The 18,081-nt window shown below is 49.9% G+C and carries 14 protein-coding genes; 12 read left to right on the top strand and 2 right to left on the bottom strand.

Going from position 1 to position 18,081, the window contains the following annotated elements:
* The first annotated feature begins 545 nt into the window (after positions 1-545).
* Together QXJ75_02065 and QXJ75_02060 are read left to right on the top strand one after the other, a co-directional pair.
* Positions 546-1,700, top strand: coding sequence for a site-2 protease family protein (locus QXJ75_02065; GenBank protein ID MEM3736866.1), 1,155 nt, complete (start codon positions 546-548; stop codon positions 1,698-1,700).
* Positions 1,701-1,864: 164 nt separating this feature from the next.
* Complete coding sequence (locus QXJ75_02060; protein ID MEM3736865.1) at positions 1,865-2,671, top strand: SDR family oxidoreductase; 807 nt, start codon at positions 1,865-1,867, stop codon at positions 2,669-2,671.
* Between the two features lie 178 nt (positions 2,672-2,849).
* Here QXJ75_02060 and QXJ75_02055 read toward each other — a convergent pair whose 3' ends face one another.
* A complete protein-coding gene (locus QXJ75_02055; GenBank protein MEM3736864.1) occupies positions 2,850-4,049 on the bottom strand; it encodes a flavodoxin domain-containing protein in 1,200 nt (399 codons plus the stop codon).
* 132 nt (positions 4,050-4,181) lie between these two features.
* Between QXJ75_02055 and QXJ75_02050 the strand changes: the two genes are divergently transcribed.
* The 9 genes from QXJ75_02050 (at position 4,182) to QXJ75_02010 (ending at position 15,922) form a co-directional block, all read left to right on the top strand.
* On the top strand, positions 4,182-4,865 hold the full coding sequence (locus tag QXJ75_02050; GenBank protein ID MEM3736863.1) for a fumarylacetoacetate hydrolase family protein: 684 nt from the start codon (positions 4,182-4,184) through the stop codon (positions 4,863-4,865).
* A gap of 64 nt (positions 4,866-4,929) precedes the next feature.
* On the top strand, positions 4,930-5,928 hold the full coding sequence (locus QXJ75_02045) for a DUF362 domain-containing protein (GenBank protein MEM3736862.1): 999 nt from the start codon (positions 4,930-4,932) through the stop codon (positions 5,926-5,928).
* A gap of 195 nt (positions 5,929-6,123) precedes the next feature.
* A complete protein-coding gene (locus QXJ75_02040) occupies positions 6,124-7,470 on the top strand; it encodes a phosphomannomutase/phosphoglucomutase (protein MEM3736861.1) in 1,347 nt (448 codons plus the stop codon).
* A 414-nt stretch (positions 7,471-7,884) separates the two neighbouring features.
* Positions 7,885-8,976: a hypothetical protein gene (locus QXJ75_02035; GenBank protein MEM3736860.1), complete on the top strand. Its 1,092-nt coding sequence runs from the start codon at positions 7,885-7,887 to the stop codon at positions 8,974-8,976.
* Between the two features lie 165 nt (positions 8,977-9,141).
* A complete protein-coding gene (locus QXJ75_02030; protein MEM3736859.1) occupies positions 9,142-12,660 on the top strand; it encodes a hypothetical protein in 3,519 nt (1,172 codons plus the stop codon).
* A gap of 51 nt (positions 12,661-12,711) precedes the next feature.
* Positions 12,712-13,581: an MG2 domain-containing protein gene (locus tag QXJ75_02025; GenBank protein MEM3736858.1), complete on the top strand. Its 870-nt coding sequence runs from the start codon at positions 12,712-12,714 to the stop codon at positions 13,579-13,581.
* Positions 13,582-13,765: 184 nt separating this feature from the next.
* Positions 13,766-15,028 (top strand): hypothetical protein, encoded by a 1,263-nt coding sequence (locus tag QXJ75_02020; protein MEM3736857.1) that lies wholly within the window; start codon positions 13,766-13,768, stop codon positions 15,026-15,028.
* A gap of 44 nt (positions 15,029-15,072) precedes the next feature.
* Positions 15,073-15,231: a hypothetical protein gene (locus QXJ75_02015; protein MEM3736856.1), complete on the top strand. Its 159-nt coding sequence runs from the start codon at positions 15,073-15,075 to the stop codon at positions 15,229-15,231.
* 121 nt (positions 15,232-15,352) lie between these two features.
* On the top strand, positions 15,353-15,922 hold the full coding sequence (locus QXJ75_02010; protein ID MEM3736855.1) for a YkgJ family cysteine cluster protein: 570 nt from the start codon (positions 15,353-15,355) through the stop codon (positions 15,920-15,922).
* On the opposite strand, the gene QXJ75_02005 is transcribed toward QXJ75_02010, so the two are convergent.
* Positions 15,902-16,885 carry an ornithine cyclodeaminase family protein gene (locus QXJ75_02005; protein MEM3736854.1) on the bottom strand — a complete coding sequence of 328 codons (984 nt, stop codon included), beginning with the start codon at positions 16,883-16,885 and terminating at the stop codon, positions 15,902-15,904. The two genes, QXJ75_02010 and QXJ75_02005, sit on opposite strands and share 21 nt — an antisense overlap.
* 223 nt (positions 16,886-17,108) lie before the next feature.
* Between QXJ75_02005 and QXJ75_02000 the strand changes: the two genes are divergently transcribed.
* A complete protein-coding gene (locus tag QXJ75_02000) occupies positions 17,109-18,050 on the top strand; it encodes an FAD-dependent oxidoreductase (protein ID MEM3736853.1) in 942 nt (313 codons plus the stop codon).
* The last annotated feature ends 31 nt before the right edge of the window (positions 18,051-18,081 follow it).

The raw sequence follows: 18,081 nt of genomic DNA, 5'->3' as shown, positions 1-18,081 counted from the left end.
GAACCGTCATCAAGCTTGATGAGCTGGCCTTTTTTCTTTATCCTTTCTTTAGAAGAAAAATCAGGTATCATAGACGACATGGTTTTCAACCATATAAGAATACTTTTTAGACCCTAAATATCTTTCATTAAATTTCACTAATTATTTCGTATCAAATTTCATGTTAAAATTAGTTTTCTATATATAGAAAACTGAAATTTTTCCATATTATTATATATATGAATGGAATTTTCTTAATTTCCTTGGAACTTTCTTTTGTTTGCTATAAATTAACATATTAATGCTTATATTAGAAAAGATCCTAGACGATTTCGTTTTAAAATCAACATAATGCTGTTAATTACTGTGCCATTAGAATGTCTCATCTCCCACATTAAAAATGCGCAACTTGCTGTAACACACAAATATACTAAGCAAATATACTACCTTCCCGCCCAGAAAACCATTTTCCCACTTCAGTACTCGAAAATAGAACGGGTAAGCTGGAGAAAGGTAAAGATAGCTGATGCGTATATTTCTATATTAACCATCATGGAGGTTGTGTTTTGTCTCTAACTTTAGGCAAGGTAATAGGAATAGAGATTAAGCTGCACTACACTTGGTTCGTCATATTCCTACTCGTCACTTGGTCGCTGGCAACGCTCTCTTTGCCCGTCCAATATCCCGGGCTTTCCGTCATCATTTACTGGGCTTTAGGGGCTCTCTCAGCAATTATTCTCTTCGCCTCCGTACTATTACATGAACTCGCTCACTCCTACATAGCTCTACGCAACGGAATCCAGGTTCCGAGTATAACCCTATTCGTCTTTGGTGGTGTATCTCAGATCGCCGAAGAACCTCAGAGCCCCTCGGTGGAGTTTAAGCTGTCACTTGTGGGTCCCCTTTCCAGCTTCGTGTTGGCGGTGGTATTTGGTGTTGCGTGGTTCTTCGCGATTACTTTTAGGTTAGGCGCATTGGTCGCAGCGCCGCTGTTTTATGGATCCTTTGTGAACCTTATCTTGGGTGTTTTCAATCTTATACCCGCCTTCCCCCTCGATGGAGGCAGGATTCTTCGTGCATTTTTATGGGGACGGAAGAACGACCTAGTCGAAGCTACAAAGATCTCAACCCATGTTGGGGTCGGTTTTGCTTACGCTCTGATATTTGCTGGCTTCTTCTTAATATTCATAGGTGCGTGGATGGGTGGGCTCTGGCTTATGTTTATCGGGTTGTTCCTAAAGAGTGGTGCTGAGGCAAGCCTCCGGCAGACTGTAGTCAGCCAAGCCCTTGCAGATGTGAATGTAAAAGATATAATGAGCTCTCAAGTGATCACCATAGACCCAGACATGACAGTGGCTGAAGCCGTCAGCGAATATTTCTCCAAACATAAGCACCAAGGCTTTCCTACAGTCAAGGACGGCAAGATAAAAGGGATTGTGACACTCCACGACCTTCAAAAGCTTCCCAGAGAGAAGTGGAATGTTACGCCAGTAAACGCCATAATGACTCCAGCTGAGAGGCTGGTTTACGTAAAACCCGGTGAGCCGGCGATAGAGGCGATGATAAAGATGTCGCGGGCTATGGTCGGGCGTCTCCCAGTGTTGGAGGAAGAAAAGGTGGTCGGGATCGTGACTAGGAGTGACCTCATGCAGGCTGTCAAATTCAGAACCGCGGTAGCAGAGAAGCCTATGCCAAACTTCATCTCAAAGCCCCTTACGTAAACGGTCATAAACTCCTAATATTCGTCGCGATGCAAGAGGCGGGGCATATGGTTGCTGAGGGGAACTTGGTTTTAAAGATCAGCAGGTCTCCTCAAATCCCGTAAGGGAGAAATTCTTAAGTGGTCAAAATAAAAAATAAGTAAAAATCCGGCAGAGATTGGAGGATGGTTGGCATGGATCTTGGCATCCAAGGCATGAAGGCAATTGTGGCAGCCTCAAGTAAAGGCATAGGCAGGGCTATTGCAGTTCGCCTCGCAATGGAGGGCGTAGATCTCGTTCTCTGCTCTAGAAATCAAAAGAGTTTAAATAAGGCGCTAGACGAGATTCAAACCTATGCCGGGCGAGGAGTCGACGCGCTTGCTGTCCCCGCAGACATCACCAAAGCAGAAGACATTAAGAGGGTTGTAGAATCGGCGGTAAACCGTTTTGGCACAGTGAACATCCTCATAAATAACTGTGGTGGTCCTCCAGTTGGGCCATTTCTCAGCTTCGATGATGACGCATGGCAGAAGGCGTTCGACCTCATATTCATGAGTGCTGTGAGGTTCTCGAGGGAAGTGATACCCTACATGCAGGCGAGGAGGTGGGGGCGAATAGTAAATCTGACTTCCTTCACGGTTAAACAGCCCTTAGAGAACTTCGCCTTATCTAACGCTCTGAGATTAGCCCTAGTGGGCCTGACAAAGACACTATCACTCGAATTAGCAAAATATGGAATACTGGTGAATGGGGTTAGCCAAGGCTACACCTTGACTGAGCGGGCTGAGGAGGTCTTGAGAGCTGAGTCTCAATTGACAGGGGAGACTTATGAAGCCGTCTACAAGGCACTTGAAAGCCGCATACCATTGGGCAGGATGGCTAAACCTGAGGAGATAGCCGACCTGGTCGTGTTCCTAGTCTCCCAGAGGGCTAGTTACATCACCGGAGCTAACATCCACGTGGACGGCGGCTTCGTAAGGAGCATCTTCTAATTCCCCCTTAATCTTCCTAATGGCATCTTTATTTTAAGGCTCCGAAGTAGTTGAATAAATTCCGTTCAAGGCCCTCCACCACAATTAGGTGGGAGTTTGCGGGATTGAGTGGCTTGATTACTAAACTGTCTCCCAACTCTTTCCTCGATGGCGAGGGCCTCTGTGCCCATACCTAGACCTAGCTTGCACTGGCGCTCTTTATCTTTCTAGCGAACTCTCTTCCAAACTCGCGGCATCTCTTAAGTTCATCATCATCCGGTACCCACTTTACCTTCAAGGCTGGGAGGGCAACTTCTATCTTGCTCTGTTTGAGTTTCTCCTCTATAGCAGCGGTGGCGCCGCCACCCCAGCCGTATGAGCCAAAGGCAGCGCCAATCTTTCCTCTCGGTTTTAGACCTCTAAGTTCTTCTAGGAATGAGGCTACTGTGTGAATCATGCCGGCGTTGATTGTTGAGGAGCCGACTAGGATTCCCCTAGTTTCAAGTAGCTCTTTAACGATGTCTCCCAAGTCTGATATTGGAAGTCGATATAGCGTGGCGGCTACACCTTCACTTGATATGCCTTCAAGCATCGCTTTAGCCATCATCTTGGTGCTGCCCCACATCGTGTCATAAACAATCATAGCCCTATCCGCCGACTCCCCTCTGGCCCACTTTAGATAGGCGTCGACTATCTTCATAGGGGCACTCCGCCAGATGATTCCGTGGCTTGGTGCTATTGTCTTCAATTCCAACCCCATCTGCCTTATCTCCTCAATCTTCTTCTCTACAAGCAGGCTCATCGGCCAGAGGATGTTAGCATAGTATTTTGCAGCCTCGCCCATTAGCATCTCTCCGCTTACCTCATCGTCGAACCTTTCAGAGGTGGCTAGGTGTTGCCCGAAAGCGTCGTTGGGTAGTAGTAGCGCCTCAGCCTCGACATAGGTGAACATGCTATCTGGCCAGTGGAGCATAGGCGCCTCGATGAACTTCAAGTCTCTCTGACCCAAGTTCACTGTGTCGCCCGTCTTCACAGTGAAGAAGTTCCAGTCTCCAGAGTAGTGTTTCAATAACCCCTCTCTACACTTCGCAGTACAGACTATCTTAGCTTTAGGGGCATACTTCAAGATCTCAGCGATCGCGCCCGTGTGATCCATCTCAAGGTGGTTAGCAATTATGTAATCTATCTTCTCTGGGCTGATAATCTCGCGGATCCTATTCATCATACTCCCAGCGAAAGGCGCTAGTACAGTGTCCACCAATGCGACCTTCTCGTCCAATATCAGATACGCGTTATAGGTCGTCCCCCGGTGGGTGGAGTATGTGAATCCGTGAAAACTTCTGACGTTCCAGTCAATAGCCCCAACCCAGTATATCTCGCTGGCAACCTCAACCTTCAACTTTAACAACCTCTCAGGTTATAGATAATTAACTCGCGTCCCCTATAACTATGGCTGATGTGGGCGCGATTCATTTAAATCTCGGTTAGGGGAGTTCTCTGATGTTACCTTGGGAGTGGTAGTATCTGGTCTATGGAGCTTGGATTTATAGATAAACCAAGGCATGTAGTTTGCGCCGCCTTCACCTACGGCGAACATGCGAGAGAGTTCGGTGTAGACCTAAAGGCCGGCGGGGCGCCGGTGTTCATCCTTAAATCGCCCAACTCACTCGTGCGGGATAAAGTTCCAGTCATTCTCCCCAACCTCTCTCAATGGTTGAAGACGCCTGAGCCATGGGGATGGGTTACTGGTGAGGTGGAGTTAGCGGTCGTAATCGGAGATAAAGCTCACAATCTCCGGATTGGTGAGGTTGAAAGATACATCCAGGGCTACACTATACTAAACGATGTGACCCAAAGAGACCTTGAGAGGAGTGGTTATCCATTTAGCATGGCTAAGAGCTTTCCAACCTTTGGGCCCTGTGGCCCACGAGTCGTTAAACTCGATGAGTTGCCCGATCCTTCCGCCATGCGGTTAAGGATGAGGATCAACGGTAAAACCGTACAAGATGCATCAACCAGCGAGATGAACATCTCCATCTTCGAGCTTGTGACCGCTGCCTCCAAGTTTGTAGCCTTAGAGCGGGGTGATATAATATCTACTGGCACACCGCCAGGGTGTCTGTCCTACCGTCTCCAGGTGGGAGATGTAATGGAGGCGGAGATAGAAGGCATAGGTACCTTAACCAATAAGGTCGTCGCCCATAAGAGGGTTTAGCCGCCGGCACTCTCAGAGTCGGCAGTGCGGCTTAGGGGCGCTCAAGCTTGGTTTAGGCACACAGTTGAGATATGGTCCACGTTACCTCTGCCCTTCGGTGCTCCTCAGCCAGCTACATTCTAGGTGGTTCAGGTTGGAAATGGCTAAGGGAAAAGTCGCCATAGTAAGATTAACCGGCGACACGCGTGTTGCCATCGAAAAAGCCCTTAAGCTTCTGGGCGGTTTGCATATAGGAAATCTGCCTATCTACATAAAACCGAACCTCTGCGCAGAGACAGATGTTGAAGGTGGCGCCAATGTCAGCTCACTCTTTCTCCGAAACCTTATAGCTCTGCTTCTGAACCATCATCGTAATGCTTCAATTAAGATAATTGAATCTGATAGTAGCGGTAAAAATGCTGATAGGGCCTTTGAGAAGATGGGGTATACTCAACTAGTCGAGGAGTTTGGAGGCGGCCACCTATCGCTTGTCAACCTCTCAAAGGAGCCAACTGAGACCATAGACCTCGGCGGGCTATACTTCAAAAGTTTGACGCTCCCAAGGATCCTACTCAAACCTCACTATTTAATCACGGTCGCCAAAGCCAAGACTCACGGACTGACCGAGATTACAGGGGCATTAAAGAACCAGTTCGGCTGCCTGCCCAACCCAAAGAAGTCGTCATATCACCCCCATATTAATGAGGTTATCGTCGATCTAAACAAGATCTTACCGCCCTCTCTTTGCATCGTTGATGGGTCTGTATGTATGGAAGGAGTTACACGGGGAAAGTTGTGGAGGTTGGGGGTAGTTATTTGCGGTTATGATCCTGTGGCAGTGGACGCTACTCTTACGCGGGTCATGGGTCTAAATCCATTCGAGATCAAACATTTATTGCTCGCCAATAGGGAGGGTCTAGGGATCATGGACCCCAGCTTAGTTGGGGAACCCTTGGAGAATGTGGCCATAAAGGTCCGTAGACCTAGTCTCATCGTGAAACTTGCGAGTCGGCTCATCCCGGATTCATTCTACCCGCTGGTCGAAGGCTTTTACCGTAGACTTACCCCACAAACAGTAATATGATCCCCTTGATTGCGAATCTTTCCACATACAAATGCCACTTTATTGAAAGTTTTTTTTAGCTGGCTGGGTTTTATAGCCAAGCTCAGCAGTGAACCTGCATACTTTGTAACACGATAGGTGTTGTTAATGAATAGTGTTTATGAACGCCGGCGACGTGATTAAAGTATGGTGAATGATACCGGTTAAGGGGGTTACATGGAAGCTCGATGTATGATCTTCAGGGCTTATGATGTTCGAGGAACTTACCCCGAGGAGGTGAACGAAGAAGTCGCCTTAAAGATAGGTAAGGCCTTCGGGACTTACAACACTGGCAAGATAGTTGTAGGTACGGATACCCGACTAAGTAGCCCAGCCCTAAAGGAAGCCCTCATACGGGGGCTGATCTCCACAGGTGCTGAAGTGACTGATATAGGCGTAGTCACGACACCAATGGTGATCTTCGCTACAGTTCATCTCAAACAGGACGGAGGGGTTATGGTAACAGCGTCCCATAATCCCAAAGAGTATAATGGCTTCAAATTCAATGATGGAAGAGGGATTCCAATCAGCTACGAGTCAGGTATACGTGAAATCCAGAAAATCTACAATGTAGGCTATTTCTCGGTTGGGGAAGGTAAGCTCAATAGCATAGATATAATCGAGGATTATGCAAAATTCCTGCTGGAAAGGATAAAGGTTAGAGCTGAAGGCTTGAAAGTTGTGGTAGATGCAGGCAACGGCTCAGCTGGGCTAATATACCCAAAAGTGTTGAGGGAGCTCGGTGCATCAGTTTACGAGTTGAACTGCGAACCCGATGGAAACTTTCCAAATAGAGACCCAGACCCCGCGAATAGGGCGAGTCTTCTACAGTTGCAGAGGAAGGTTGTCGAGGTTGGGGCAGATATAGGTTTCGCCTACGATGTTGACGGTGACCGCCTCGCAGTCGTCGATGAAAAAGGCTCAATCATGGAGCCCAAAAAGGTCTTTGCCCTGTTGGTAGACATAACACTCGGCAAGAAGCCTGCCACAAAAGTGGTGCATGACATTCTCACTTCAATGGCGATTGAGGAGAGGATAAGGAAGAGAGGAGGGATTCCCATACCATCCAAAGTTGGCCACACTTACATAGCCCAGAAACTCCTCGAGGAGGGCGCTGCACTCGCGGGAGAGCTTTCAGGGCATTACTATTTTGAGGAGACCTTTGGGGCCGATGACGCGCTCTTCGCGAGTTTAAGGCTTATTGAGTATCTAGTTGCGACCAGAACTCAGCTGTCGGAGTATGGCGTGGACATCCCTTCATACTTCGCGGAGGACATGAGGGTTCCCATCCGTGAATCTGAGAAGTTCAATTATGTTGAGAAGTTGAGGCGGCGCTTCCAGGGGGAGGGCTACCGTGTCGACTGTATGGATGGAGTTAAGGTTTTCTTCGATGACGGCTGGTTGGTTGTACGGCCTTCGCATACCGAACCAAAGATCTCTGTGGCCTATGAGGCGGTGGATAAGTGGCATTTTGAATACATTAAGCGGCTCGTTAGAGAGATATTAGATGAAAGGCCGCGGTGAAGATTTTTTACGCCTTTTTCATAGAAATTTTTAATATTTTAATTCTTTTTCTTTAATAAGTTTTTTTAGAGTTCGATTTTCGAATAAAGTTGAAAAATAAGGCATTATTTTTATTAATAAGAAACCATCTCGATCTTCTCCATATTATTTAATAGCACAAGACTAGGTTAGCCGGGCTGGATTTTGATGGCGAATCTGTTTAACCTATTAAGTTAAAGAAAGGCGCTCACCAGTCTAAATCCTAACAGCCACCATTATCTCGCTACTCAGTATACTCATCCCTACAACTACTGTCCATGTTCAGATCCAAGGCTTAGATAACGTGAACAGGATGGATGTGGTTTTTTATTTACGTAGTTGTCGAGTCTAATGAAAGGCTTCCGCTGAACGATGTTACCTTCCTTATAAGAGGGGGTGACCAGTAAAATCGTCACCATCGACGCTGACAGTGGCTCCTCTTCAGATATGTCGACCAAAAATCTTTTAGCATCCATGCGCTCCAGAGAGCGTCGAGTAGAGTTGGCCAATACTCGATTAACTAGGAACATCACAGTCCCCCTGTGGGTCATGCTTCTGGTTGGCAGTTCGCTGGTTTACGTCATGCCGGCTATCGCCAACTCTCAGCCTCAGGTTGAGGCCATACTAGAGGGGTTGAGCCACCCTACGGGGGTGGCTGTGGACTCGGAGGGGAATGTGTACTTCGCCGAGTTTGCCTTGGAGGGGGCGCTAAAGAGGTATAGTGTGGATGGAAGTGTCACTGTGCTGCTCTCTCCTTTAACGTCGGCTGCTGGGGTGGCGGTTGGGGTTGAGGGTGAAGTTTATGTGGTGGAGTCTGCTGAGGGGGTGCTCTGGAGGGCGGTCTCGGGATTACGGGGGGCTGAAGTTGTTTTGGAGGAGCCGGGCATCTGGGACTTAGCTGTAGATAGTGAAGGAACCCTATATGTGAGCGTGAGGTCGGTGAACGGTTCCCTCATAAAGTTGCCCCATGGGGCAGATAGACCTGAGGTTTTGCTCTCAGGTTTGAATGTTCCCTACGGTATTGCGGTGGACAGTAGGGGCAACGTTTACTTTGTCGAGTTTGGGAGCGCGGGGGCTGAGGATGGGGCTTTGAAGATGCTCCCGAAGGGCCAGTTGGAGCCTGTGACGCTCGCGGGGGGGCTGAGAAACCCTTACGATGTGGCGGTTGATGATGCAGGAAGGGTCTACTTCACGGAGAAGGGTGGAACTTTAAAGGTTCTCGAGCCTGGGAGCGATACGCCTAAGTTGCTGCTCTCAGAGCTGGGGCGAGTTTACGGGATAGCATTCGACCGTAGGGGGGGCTTGATCTTGTCTTCCTTCGGCAGCCCAGTGGGTGAGGGTGGCGATGGGGCTCTCTTGAGGCTTCAGGTACCCGAAGCTTCTTGGCCTGTGGAGGTTTGGCTTTTGGCAGTCTTTGGTTTAGTCGCCTTTGCTTCCTCCCTCTTCTTCTTCCTGAGGAGGAGGGGGCATGGTAGGTCGTCCGGTTAGTGTTGGGTGGCTGTCGTTTCGGTGTGTTTTGTTTACTTTTGTTTACAGTTTCTAAGACAGGTTTTATATACGTGAAGGCTCGATAGTGGAGCTTTGGAAACATCAACTAGATGAGCGTGAGTGAGAAGTATGAACATAAAGCCAAACCTAACCTTAAGCCTAAGAATGAGTCTAAGCATAGCGACAATAGCCCTCCTGGTACTGAGCGTAATGGCTGCGCTCCCCATCGTCACACACGCCTCCACGACAGGGACGATAACACTCTCAAGCTCGACAATAAGAGGCTACAAGGTTGTACAGGTGACAATCACAGACCCCGACATTTCAACTGGAAGCTCAGCCCCACCGAGAGTAACAGTCGACAAAACAATCCAACTGAACTACTCTCAATCTGGAGTACATAAACAGACTCTAACACAACTGCCGCTGTATCAGATCTCGGGAGGATCATGGGTTGCATTCGTAACATTAAATGTGACAGGTGCTATGACCTTCCACAACACGAGTGGAATTCCGTCTAGCGCGGCAGCCCAAGAACCAACCCCCCCAGCTGAATCCTCTGCCAATTGGGACTCTGATAGCTCTGACGGGTTTACCGAGGGTAAGGAGCCCGAGATTGGCACTGGCGTTAAATGGTCTGCTAACAAGCTACTCGTCTATATCACTGCGAGTGAAGGTGAAATAATCACGTTCACTTACCATGACTCCGCTGGCAGCGCAGGCTCCCCGATAGACGTTACAGCCGAACTCGAATACACACGGGGCAGCGCTGGAACCGTTTCACTTGACAGAACAACCTACGCGCCCAGCATGGTCCTCTACGCGCAGGTTGCAGATCAAGATATAAACTATGACCCAACTGCCGCAGAGTCATACACTTCCGCTTGGGATTCAGACCTACTGAACTTGACCCTCACTAACATATCGATCACAACCTTCACTGAAACTGGTTCGAACACAGCCACATTTGAGGGTTCAGGATCAGTCTCACCCTCAGCCACCATCGGGACCGTCATATCTGTAAAGTACACTAATGCCGCCCCATCCGGGAACGTTACAGCTTCAGCCTCCGTAGCCACAACTACAGCCTCCATAAGTCTTGACAAGGCTCAATACACCATAAGCGACAAGGCTAAGGTCACACTCGTAGAGCCAGACCTAAACCTTGACAAGAAAGTCGTGGACATAATCAGCAGAGATACTACCCCAGCCTCTAAGAGCGACGGGGGCAAAGTCTACGTCTTCAGCGAAGATGACTCCATCGGCTCAGGCATAAAGATGGAGGAGAGCGGGAAGAACACAGGCATATTCACTGGAGAGTTCAAGTTTGGATCCACGACAAGCCAAGCTGACACCCCGACAATCCAAGCGAGCTCGAACAAGAAGGTAACCGTACTCTACGTGGACGCCAAAGATGTGACTGGAACTACTAGGAACGTTACAGCCACAGCCACGTTCAAGACCAGCACAGGAACACTCGCCCTCGACAGATCGAGTTATAGCATAACCTCCACCGCAACCTTGACGCTAACAGACCCTGACCTCAACACAGACTCATCCACGGTTCAAACCATCAGCAGAGACACCGACCCCACCTCGGTTGAGCCTGGTAAGGTCTACATATACAGCACATCGAGCGGGTCAGCGTCCAGCCCAGCCAGCGGCATCCTAATGGTTGAGACAGGCGCAAATACTGGCGTCTTCACAGGGACCTTTACCTTCAAGGCAACTGGGACAACAACCCAAGCAGACTCTCCAGTTCTCCGGGTGAGCACAGGTGACACGATCACAGCCCTATACAAGGATGCATCGAACGCGAACGGAGCAGCCCAAGACATAACCGCAACCGCCACCTACTCCACAACCACAGGCACGATAAAGACAGATGCATCAAGCTACAGCTACAAGTCGGGCACAGTAGTGACTGTCTATGTCACCGACCCAGACGTGAACACTAACCCTGCAGCAGCAGACTCGATACCATCTGCAGGGTCAGGCAGAAGAGTCACAATACAGATAACTGGTGGAACCCCAACCCTCTCCGAAACAGCAATACCCGTGAACGAGACAGGGCCTAACACAGGCGAGTTCAAAGGCACCTACACATTCACACAAGCCTACGCCCCAGCCAGCACCATAACAGTAAGCTACTATGACCAAGAAGATTCGTCTGGAAACCCAACCACAATAACAGCCTTCGCCTCAATAACCTCTAGGACAGGATCCATCACACTCGACAAGTCAAGCTACCCGATCGGAGCTGAGGGGAAGATCACCCTCACAGAGCCCGACATGAACAGAGACCCAGAGGCAGTCGAGACTGTGAGCGCCGATGGCGGCTCAGGCAACGTGAACCAAGCCAACTATGTGGATATACGGAGCACAACAGACATGTCCGGCATCACCATACAGCTAACTGAGACAGGCCCGAACACAGGTGTCTTCACACGCAACTTCACCATGACCACAGCGGCAAGCTCAGCACCCAACATCAAAGTTGCCAAAGGCGACACAGTCTACGTCCGATACAACGATGAGAAAGATGCAACAGGCTCAGAGCTAGACGTCGAGACAACAGCGAAGATAACAGCCACAACAGGCTCAGTATCACTCGACAAGACAATCTATCCAATCTACGGCAGAGTCCTTGTAACGATCAACGACCCAGACTGCAATACACACGACAGCGCAGCTGACTCGATAGACAAATCACGGATAACAATCAAGACCTCAACCATGTCGACAACAACCAGCCCCGACAATAACGCTATCGAGACAGGTGTGAACACAGGCATCTTCGAGACAGACTTTACCCTTAGCAAGAGCGCCGGCGGAACAACAGTCCAAGTCTCCGACGGGGACGGGCTCACAGTGACCTACAAGGAGGAAGTAGACGCCTCTGGAGCTAAAGAGGTCTCCCACACAGCCACAGCCGCCATACGAGCTACAACGGCAACAATCACGTTCGACAAAGCAAACTATGAACTGACTGATACAGCAACCATAACCCTAACCGAACCAGACGACAACCAGAACTACAAACTGATCGAGACCCCAGTCCAAACATTCAAAGTCTACTCAGACACAGACCCAGCTGGCATAAGCCTAACGATGACTGAGACAGGGCCGAATACAGGAATCTTCACAGGGTCAATCACGTTCTCAACAGCATCTACGTCAGGAACCCAGCTGAAAGTAACAGCAGGCGACACCATAACAGCCCAATACAAAGACTACACAATCCCAGGATACTCAGGCACAAACCCGACAGCCATCTGGACAGTCGTCAAAGCAACAGCCACCGTGGGAGTAACCCCAACGCCAGAAATGCCAGCTGAGACCACAGGCACCACCACCAAGGACTCAACCGGCGTCGAGAAGACAGCCTTCACAGCCGGCGAGACAGCCCTACTATCAGCCACAGTCAAGAATGCAGCCTCCACAAGCCAAACCTTCCTAATAGCCATCCAAGTGATGGCCCCAGACGGCACAGCCTACCCAACTGACTACGTCCAGACAACCCTAGCCGCAGGGCAAGAGTTCACCTTCAGCCCAAGCTTCATCCTACCAGCAGACGCCCAAACAGGCACATGGACCTTTGAAGTAAGCGTCTTCGACAACTTCCCAGCACTAGGCGGAGTAGCCGTAGCCGACCCAGTGACACAGACCTTCACCGTCGAGTAACAACACAAAAACCATAAATCCCCCTTTTTTATCTGAAAGGAGAGTTGAAAAATGAATATGAAAACACTCAACATGAACCCGAAGTCGAATTCGACCATACTAGCCATAGTCCTATTCTCACTGCTGGCACTAGCGGCAACCGCCCCAGCGGCAACCGCCCAAGTTACATCAGTCTCAACCGACAAGTCCAGTTACATGCAGGGTGGAACAGTCACCATATCAGGCGTCGCAGCTCCAGACGCCTACGTAGCCATCCAAGTCACAAACCCTGCGGGAACCAGCATATTAATGACGACCGTGAAAGCCGACAGCACCGGCGCCTTCACACGCACATTCAAACTACCATCCGACGCGACGGCTGGAACCTACACAGTCACAGCCAGCCAGGGAGGCGCCACCGAGACAGCCACCTTCGAGGTGACAGCCCTCGCAGAAGACACCACACCACCCACCCTCACAATAACATTAACGCCCGACAAAGCCGAATACGGTGAGGAGTCCGTCACAATCACGGTCACCGCCAACGAAGACCTAAAGGCAGCACCAGTCGTCACAGTCACACAGTCCGGAGCTTCAGCAGCCACGGTCACAATCTCAACCACTGCACCCTACACGGGTACATATTCGATCATGACCGGCTACGATGGAACAGCAACCATAACCGCCACGGCTGAAGACCTAGCTGGCAACACTGGCACAGCGACCAAGACTTTCACCGTCAGAACAATCCCAGCTTGGAAGCCAACAACTGACGCCCTAGCCGATGACATAGACGCATTACAGGAAGATGTATCCAACCTCCAAGCCAGCGTAGCAGCCCTGCAGACTATAAACATGATAGCCTACGCGGCAATCGGCCTCGCCATAATAGCCATAATAATAGCGATAGCCGCAATCGCAAGGGCAGGTAAGAAAGCCTAAAATAACCCCCACTTTTTTTCTCAAGCCAACACGGCGAGCTACCTGCCCCGTAGTTGGCTAAAAGCCAAAATATTAATACCCCTCAGCCCATCGGCTAGAGTGAAGACAATTGAGAGAAAACTCCCGCCTCACACAACATCCCACACCCATTATACTCTTCCTATTAATATTGGGGCTGACGTTAGTGTCCACTATGCCCACGGCTTCAGCCCAAGTCGCAACGGTGAAAACCGACAAGTCGATCTACACCTATAACGAAACCATCACTGTAAGCGGCACAGCCCCCCCAAACAAAACAGTAGCCATCCAGATAACAGACCAAAAGGGCACAATAGTCTTCCTAACAACGGCCAAAGCTGACACGGAAGGTAATTTCCAACGAACATTTAAACTACCCCCAGGATCCCTAACGGGCGAGTACAAGGTAACCGCGAGCGAAGGCGGAGTTAGTAGGGAAACAACCTTCATACTCTACTCAGTTGGGCCATTCCTAACAATCACATTGACGCCGCCAAAACCTGCCTACACCACAGAACTCGTAACCATAAAAGTAACCTCAAGCGAAAGCCTCCAAGACGCACCAACCGTCACAGTCACACAGTCCGGCGCGGAGGCGAAGCCTCTCTCAATGGTCAAAACTAGCTCAAACCAGTGGAGTGCAAGCTACGCCGTCCAACGCGGATATGAAGGGGTGGCTGTAATAAATGCTTCAGGTATAAACTTGGCTGGAGAGGTTGGCAGAGCAGTCAAAACATTCACAGTAGATACAACACCACCCGTGATCTCCATCACAACCCCCGAAATAGTATTCGAGCCTAAGGTTACAGTCTCAGGTGTAGTCGATGATGCGACCGTGAGCTTCATAGATCTCACCCTAGACGCACAGCCTAAGACACGCGTCGCAGTTGTGAGTCATGCTTGGAGTGTTGAGATTCCACTCCCAACCACAGGCACCCACTCCCTGAAGGCTGAAGCAACAGATCTAGCTGGAAATACAGGGTTCGCCACCACCACGACAAACTACCTCCAAGTAACAGGCTCGGTCGCCGTTGACATAGACTTACCCGAAGGTACCCCTGGCACCACAGTGCCCATCTGGGTCTACACAACCTACGAGGGAAGACCTATAGCTGTAAACAACATCTCAGGCAAAGTCATACAGCCGGATGGTACCGTAGTTGACCTCACCTTCACCGCCGTGAAGACTGGACTCTTCAAAGCTCTCTACACGATCCCAACCGTGGGGACATATGCCGTCGCGGTTGATGTCTCTTGGCATGGTGTGTACGGAACAGCATTCAAGGTCTTCCAAGGCGTCACATTCGATGTGAGCCAGCTGGAAGGGGTAAGGGTCTCCAGCCTGATCGCGGCGGGGTTATCCATTGCCGCAGCTGCGGCTGCGATAGTGGCTGTAGTACAAATAACTAGGAAGCTTGTTCTCAAGTAACAAAAACTTAAACCCAGCCTTTATAATCTTCCAAAAGAGAAGGCATGGAGTGGCGTGAGGTAAGCCAGCAGGAGTATCAGGAGTCTTTCCGCAGACTAAGGCAGATTATAGAGTTGATAGACCGTGACCCTAGAGTTGGCTGGAAAGGATTTAAACCTAAGCAGAAACTCAAGGGAAGTAGCCAGAACACCTGTAAACCTTGAGAAGGAACTCTACGGAGAAATATGGGGTCTGAACGGCGCAAAGTAGATAGCTTAAACCTCATAAACCACCCGCACCGAGGGCAAAACCTAAGAATACGTGTCAATTCAATTTTAAAATTTAGTGGCTGGTTTGCAATTAAATGCGATCCCTTGGCGCAAAGTTAGGTCTTGGGGTTGCGTTGGCTGCGGGGACATCTGTTGCAATTCGTTCCGTGTACCCATCTCCGCCTGGGAATGGGCTAGGCTCTGCCACCTCTACGGCCCCCAGATCGCCGAGTTCAGATTTGACGGCTTATACCTGAAGAAAAGAGCCGACGGTAGCTGCATATTCCTGTACCCCTCCATGGGTAATTTCCTATGTGCCCTCCAAGCGATGAAGCCCTATGCATGCAAGCTTTGGCCCTTCAAGATAGGGAGGAAGCCTACCTACGGATGCGCCGATGAGGCATTATACTCCTTCAAAGGTGACAAGTTCTACGTCTACTTGGACCCGTTCTGCAGGGGAATTATGCTCGGGAAACCAACCCAGCAATTCGCAGTCCAAGTCATACCTGAATTTATCGAGATCTTTCTAGGTGGCAGAAGAGCTCAAATATACTCCACAATGCCCTCCCAAGGCTTCACACACCCTCAACTCCGTCCCGAGCTCCAGTCTCCTATTAGGCGGTTATCATGCGAGCTTAACCTCTGAGCCTACCCCAAACCTTCTCGCTTTATCATACGCAATCTTTGCCACCGCCACATCCTGGATCGCCAGCCCAACTGACTTGAATAGTGTAACCTCCTCAGGGCTCTCCCTACCATGTTTAGCGCCGCTCACAACCTCTCCCAGCTCCGCATAGATATCCCCCACGGAGAATCCTCCCTCCGCCATGGGGATCAAAAGGTCTCCAGCCTCCCTCAGAGCAGCCTCCCGGGAGTCTACAACAACCTTCGACCTCCTCACCACCTCACCGTCCAACTCCCTAACTTTAGGAGAATGGGAGCCAACACCGTTTATGTGAGTTCCAGCCCGAAGCCACTTACCCTTAACCACCGGCTCCTTGGCAGAGGTTGCAACCACCAAGATATCTGCCTTACACACAACCTCAGCTGCTGCATCTAAGGATGTAACGTGTACGCCGAGTCTTTCCTCCACCTCCTTTGCGAATCGTATCCTATGTTCATGGGTAGGGCTGTAAACGTATACGCGGCTGATACGCCTAACCGCCGCTACAGCCTCCAATTGAAATCTGGCTTGAACGCCAGCCCCAATCACCCCAACTGTTTCACTATCTTCCCTAGCAAGATACTTAGTGGCTACACCTGACGCAGCCCCGGTTCTAAGGGCGGTAAGGTAGGCTGCATCCATGACCGCCAGGGGTATCCCAGTGTCAATGTCAATGTAGGTGATCAAAGCCGAGATCGTTGGGAGCCCCTTCAAGGCGTTGTTTGGGTATGAGGCGACGACTTTTGAGGCCGCTGCACTCAGCCCTCGGAGGTAAGCTGACATACCCCCAATCCAGCCGCCCCTTTCGGGGATTGTGATGATAGACCTTGGGGGCATCTGAACCTCGCCTCTCGCATACTCTCTGAAAGCCTCCTCAACAGCACAGATAGCTTCCCTCATATTAACCAGAGACTCGATCGCCGACCGCGCTAGAAGCAGAACCATAGACAACCACTAAGCCAGCATACGCATTTATATCATTTAACCAACTAGTACCTTCAAGGCGCAAGTTGATAGCTTATAAGAGTTAAGCAGCAGTCCATAAACATGAAGGGGAACCTATCGGTGGCCGAGTTTCAGGTTTCAACCTAAGATATATGATCCACAAATATTAATCAATCCAATTTTTGCCATACACTTATAGAAATCTGTTAAGGTGAAATCGAAAATGCATGAGGTTTGGGATCTCTTAATCATTGGAGCTGGGCCGGCTGGTCTAGCGGCTGGAATCTACGGTGCGAGGATGGGACTGAAAACCCTGATTGTGGCTGAAGTTTTAGGTGGGATGGCAGCTGACGCCCTCACGGTGGAGAACTACCCTGGCTTCGCCCAGATCTCAGGTTTTGAACTTATGGATAAGATGCGTAGGCAGGCTGAGGCTTACGGTGCGATATTAAACAGTCCTGAAACCGTACTCGAAATGGTTTTGGATGGTAGTGAAAAGAAAGCCAAGACTGATGCAAGCGCATACTCGGCGAAGGCGTTAATCATAGCGACCGGGTGCACCCACCGGAAACTAGGGGTACCTGGCGAGGATAAGTTCAGGGGTAGAGGGGTTAGCTACTGTGCAACATGTGACGGCCGCTTCTTCAGGGGCAAGAAGGTTATGGTGGTAGGCGGCGGGAATGTAGCCGCCCACGAGGTCCTATACCTCAAAGATCTCGCAAGCAAGATATACCTCGTTCACAGGAGAGAGGGAATGAGGGCTGACGCCATACTGGAGAAGCGTGTAGTTGAGTGCGGAGTGGAGGCTATCTGGAATAGTGAAGTCAGAAGCATAGAAGGCAACGACCAGGTCTCACTTGTACGCGTTTACAACAAGAAGACTGGCGAAGATAGAGCAGTAGAGGTAGATGGTGTGTTTATCGCCATAGGCGAGCTTCCGAGGAGTGAGGTAGCGAAGAAGGCTGGGGTGCCCACAAACGCGGAGGGCTACATAATCGTAGACGGGAACCAAGAGACAAAGATCCAAGGGGTTTATGCGGCGGGAAGCGTAACCGGAAGCGTAAACCAGATAGGTGTCGCCGTAGGCGAAGGTATAACAGCGGCGGTGAATGCATACCTATACGTGAATAAAGGTTGGTATCGCCATGAATCAAGCCATACCTAAAACCGACCCCAAACAAGTAGGGGTAGCTAGT

Source organism: Candidatus Bathyarchaeia archaeon, from assembly GCA_038883335.1.
Classification (GTDB): domain Archaea; phylum Thermoproteota; class Bathyarchaeia; order Hecatellales; family Hecatellaceae; genus JAVZMI01.
The sequence above is the reverse complement of the archived record's forward strand: the minus strand, read 5'-3'. Positions and strand labels throughout refer to the sequence as shown.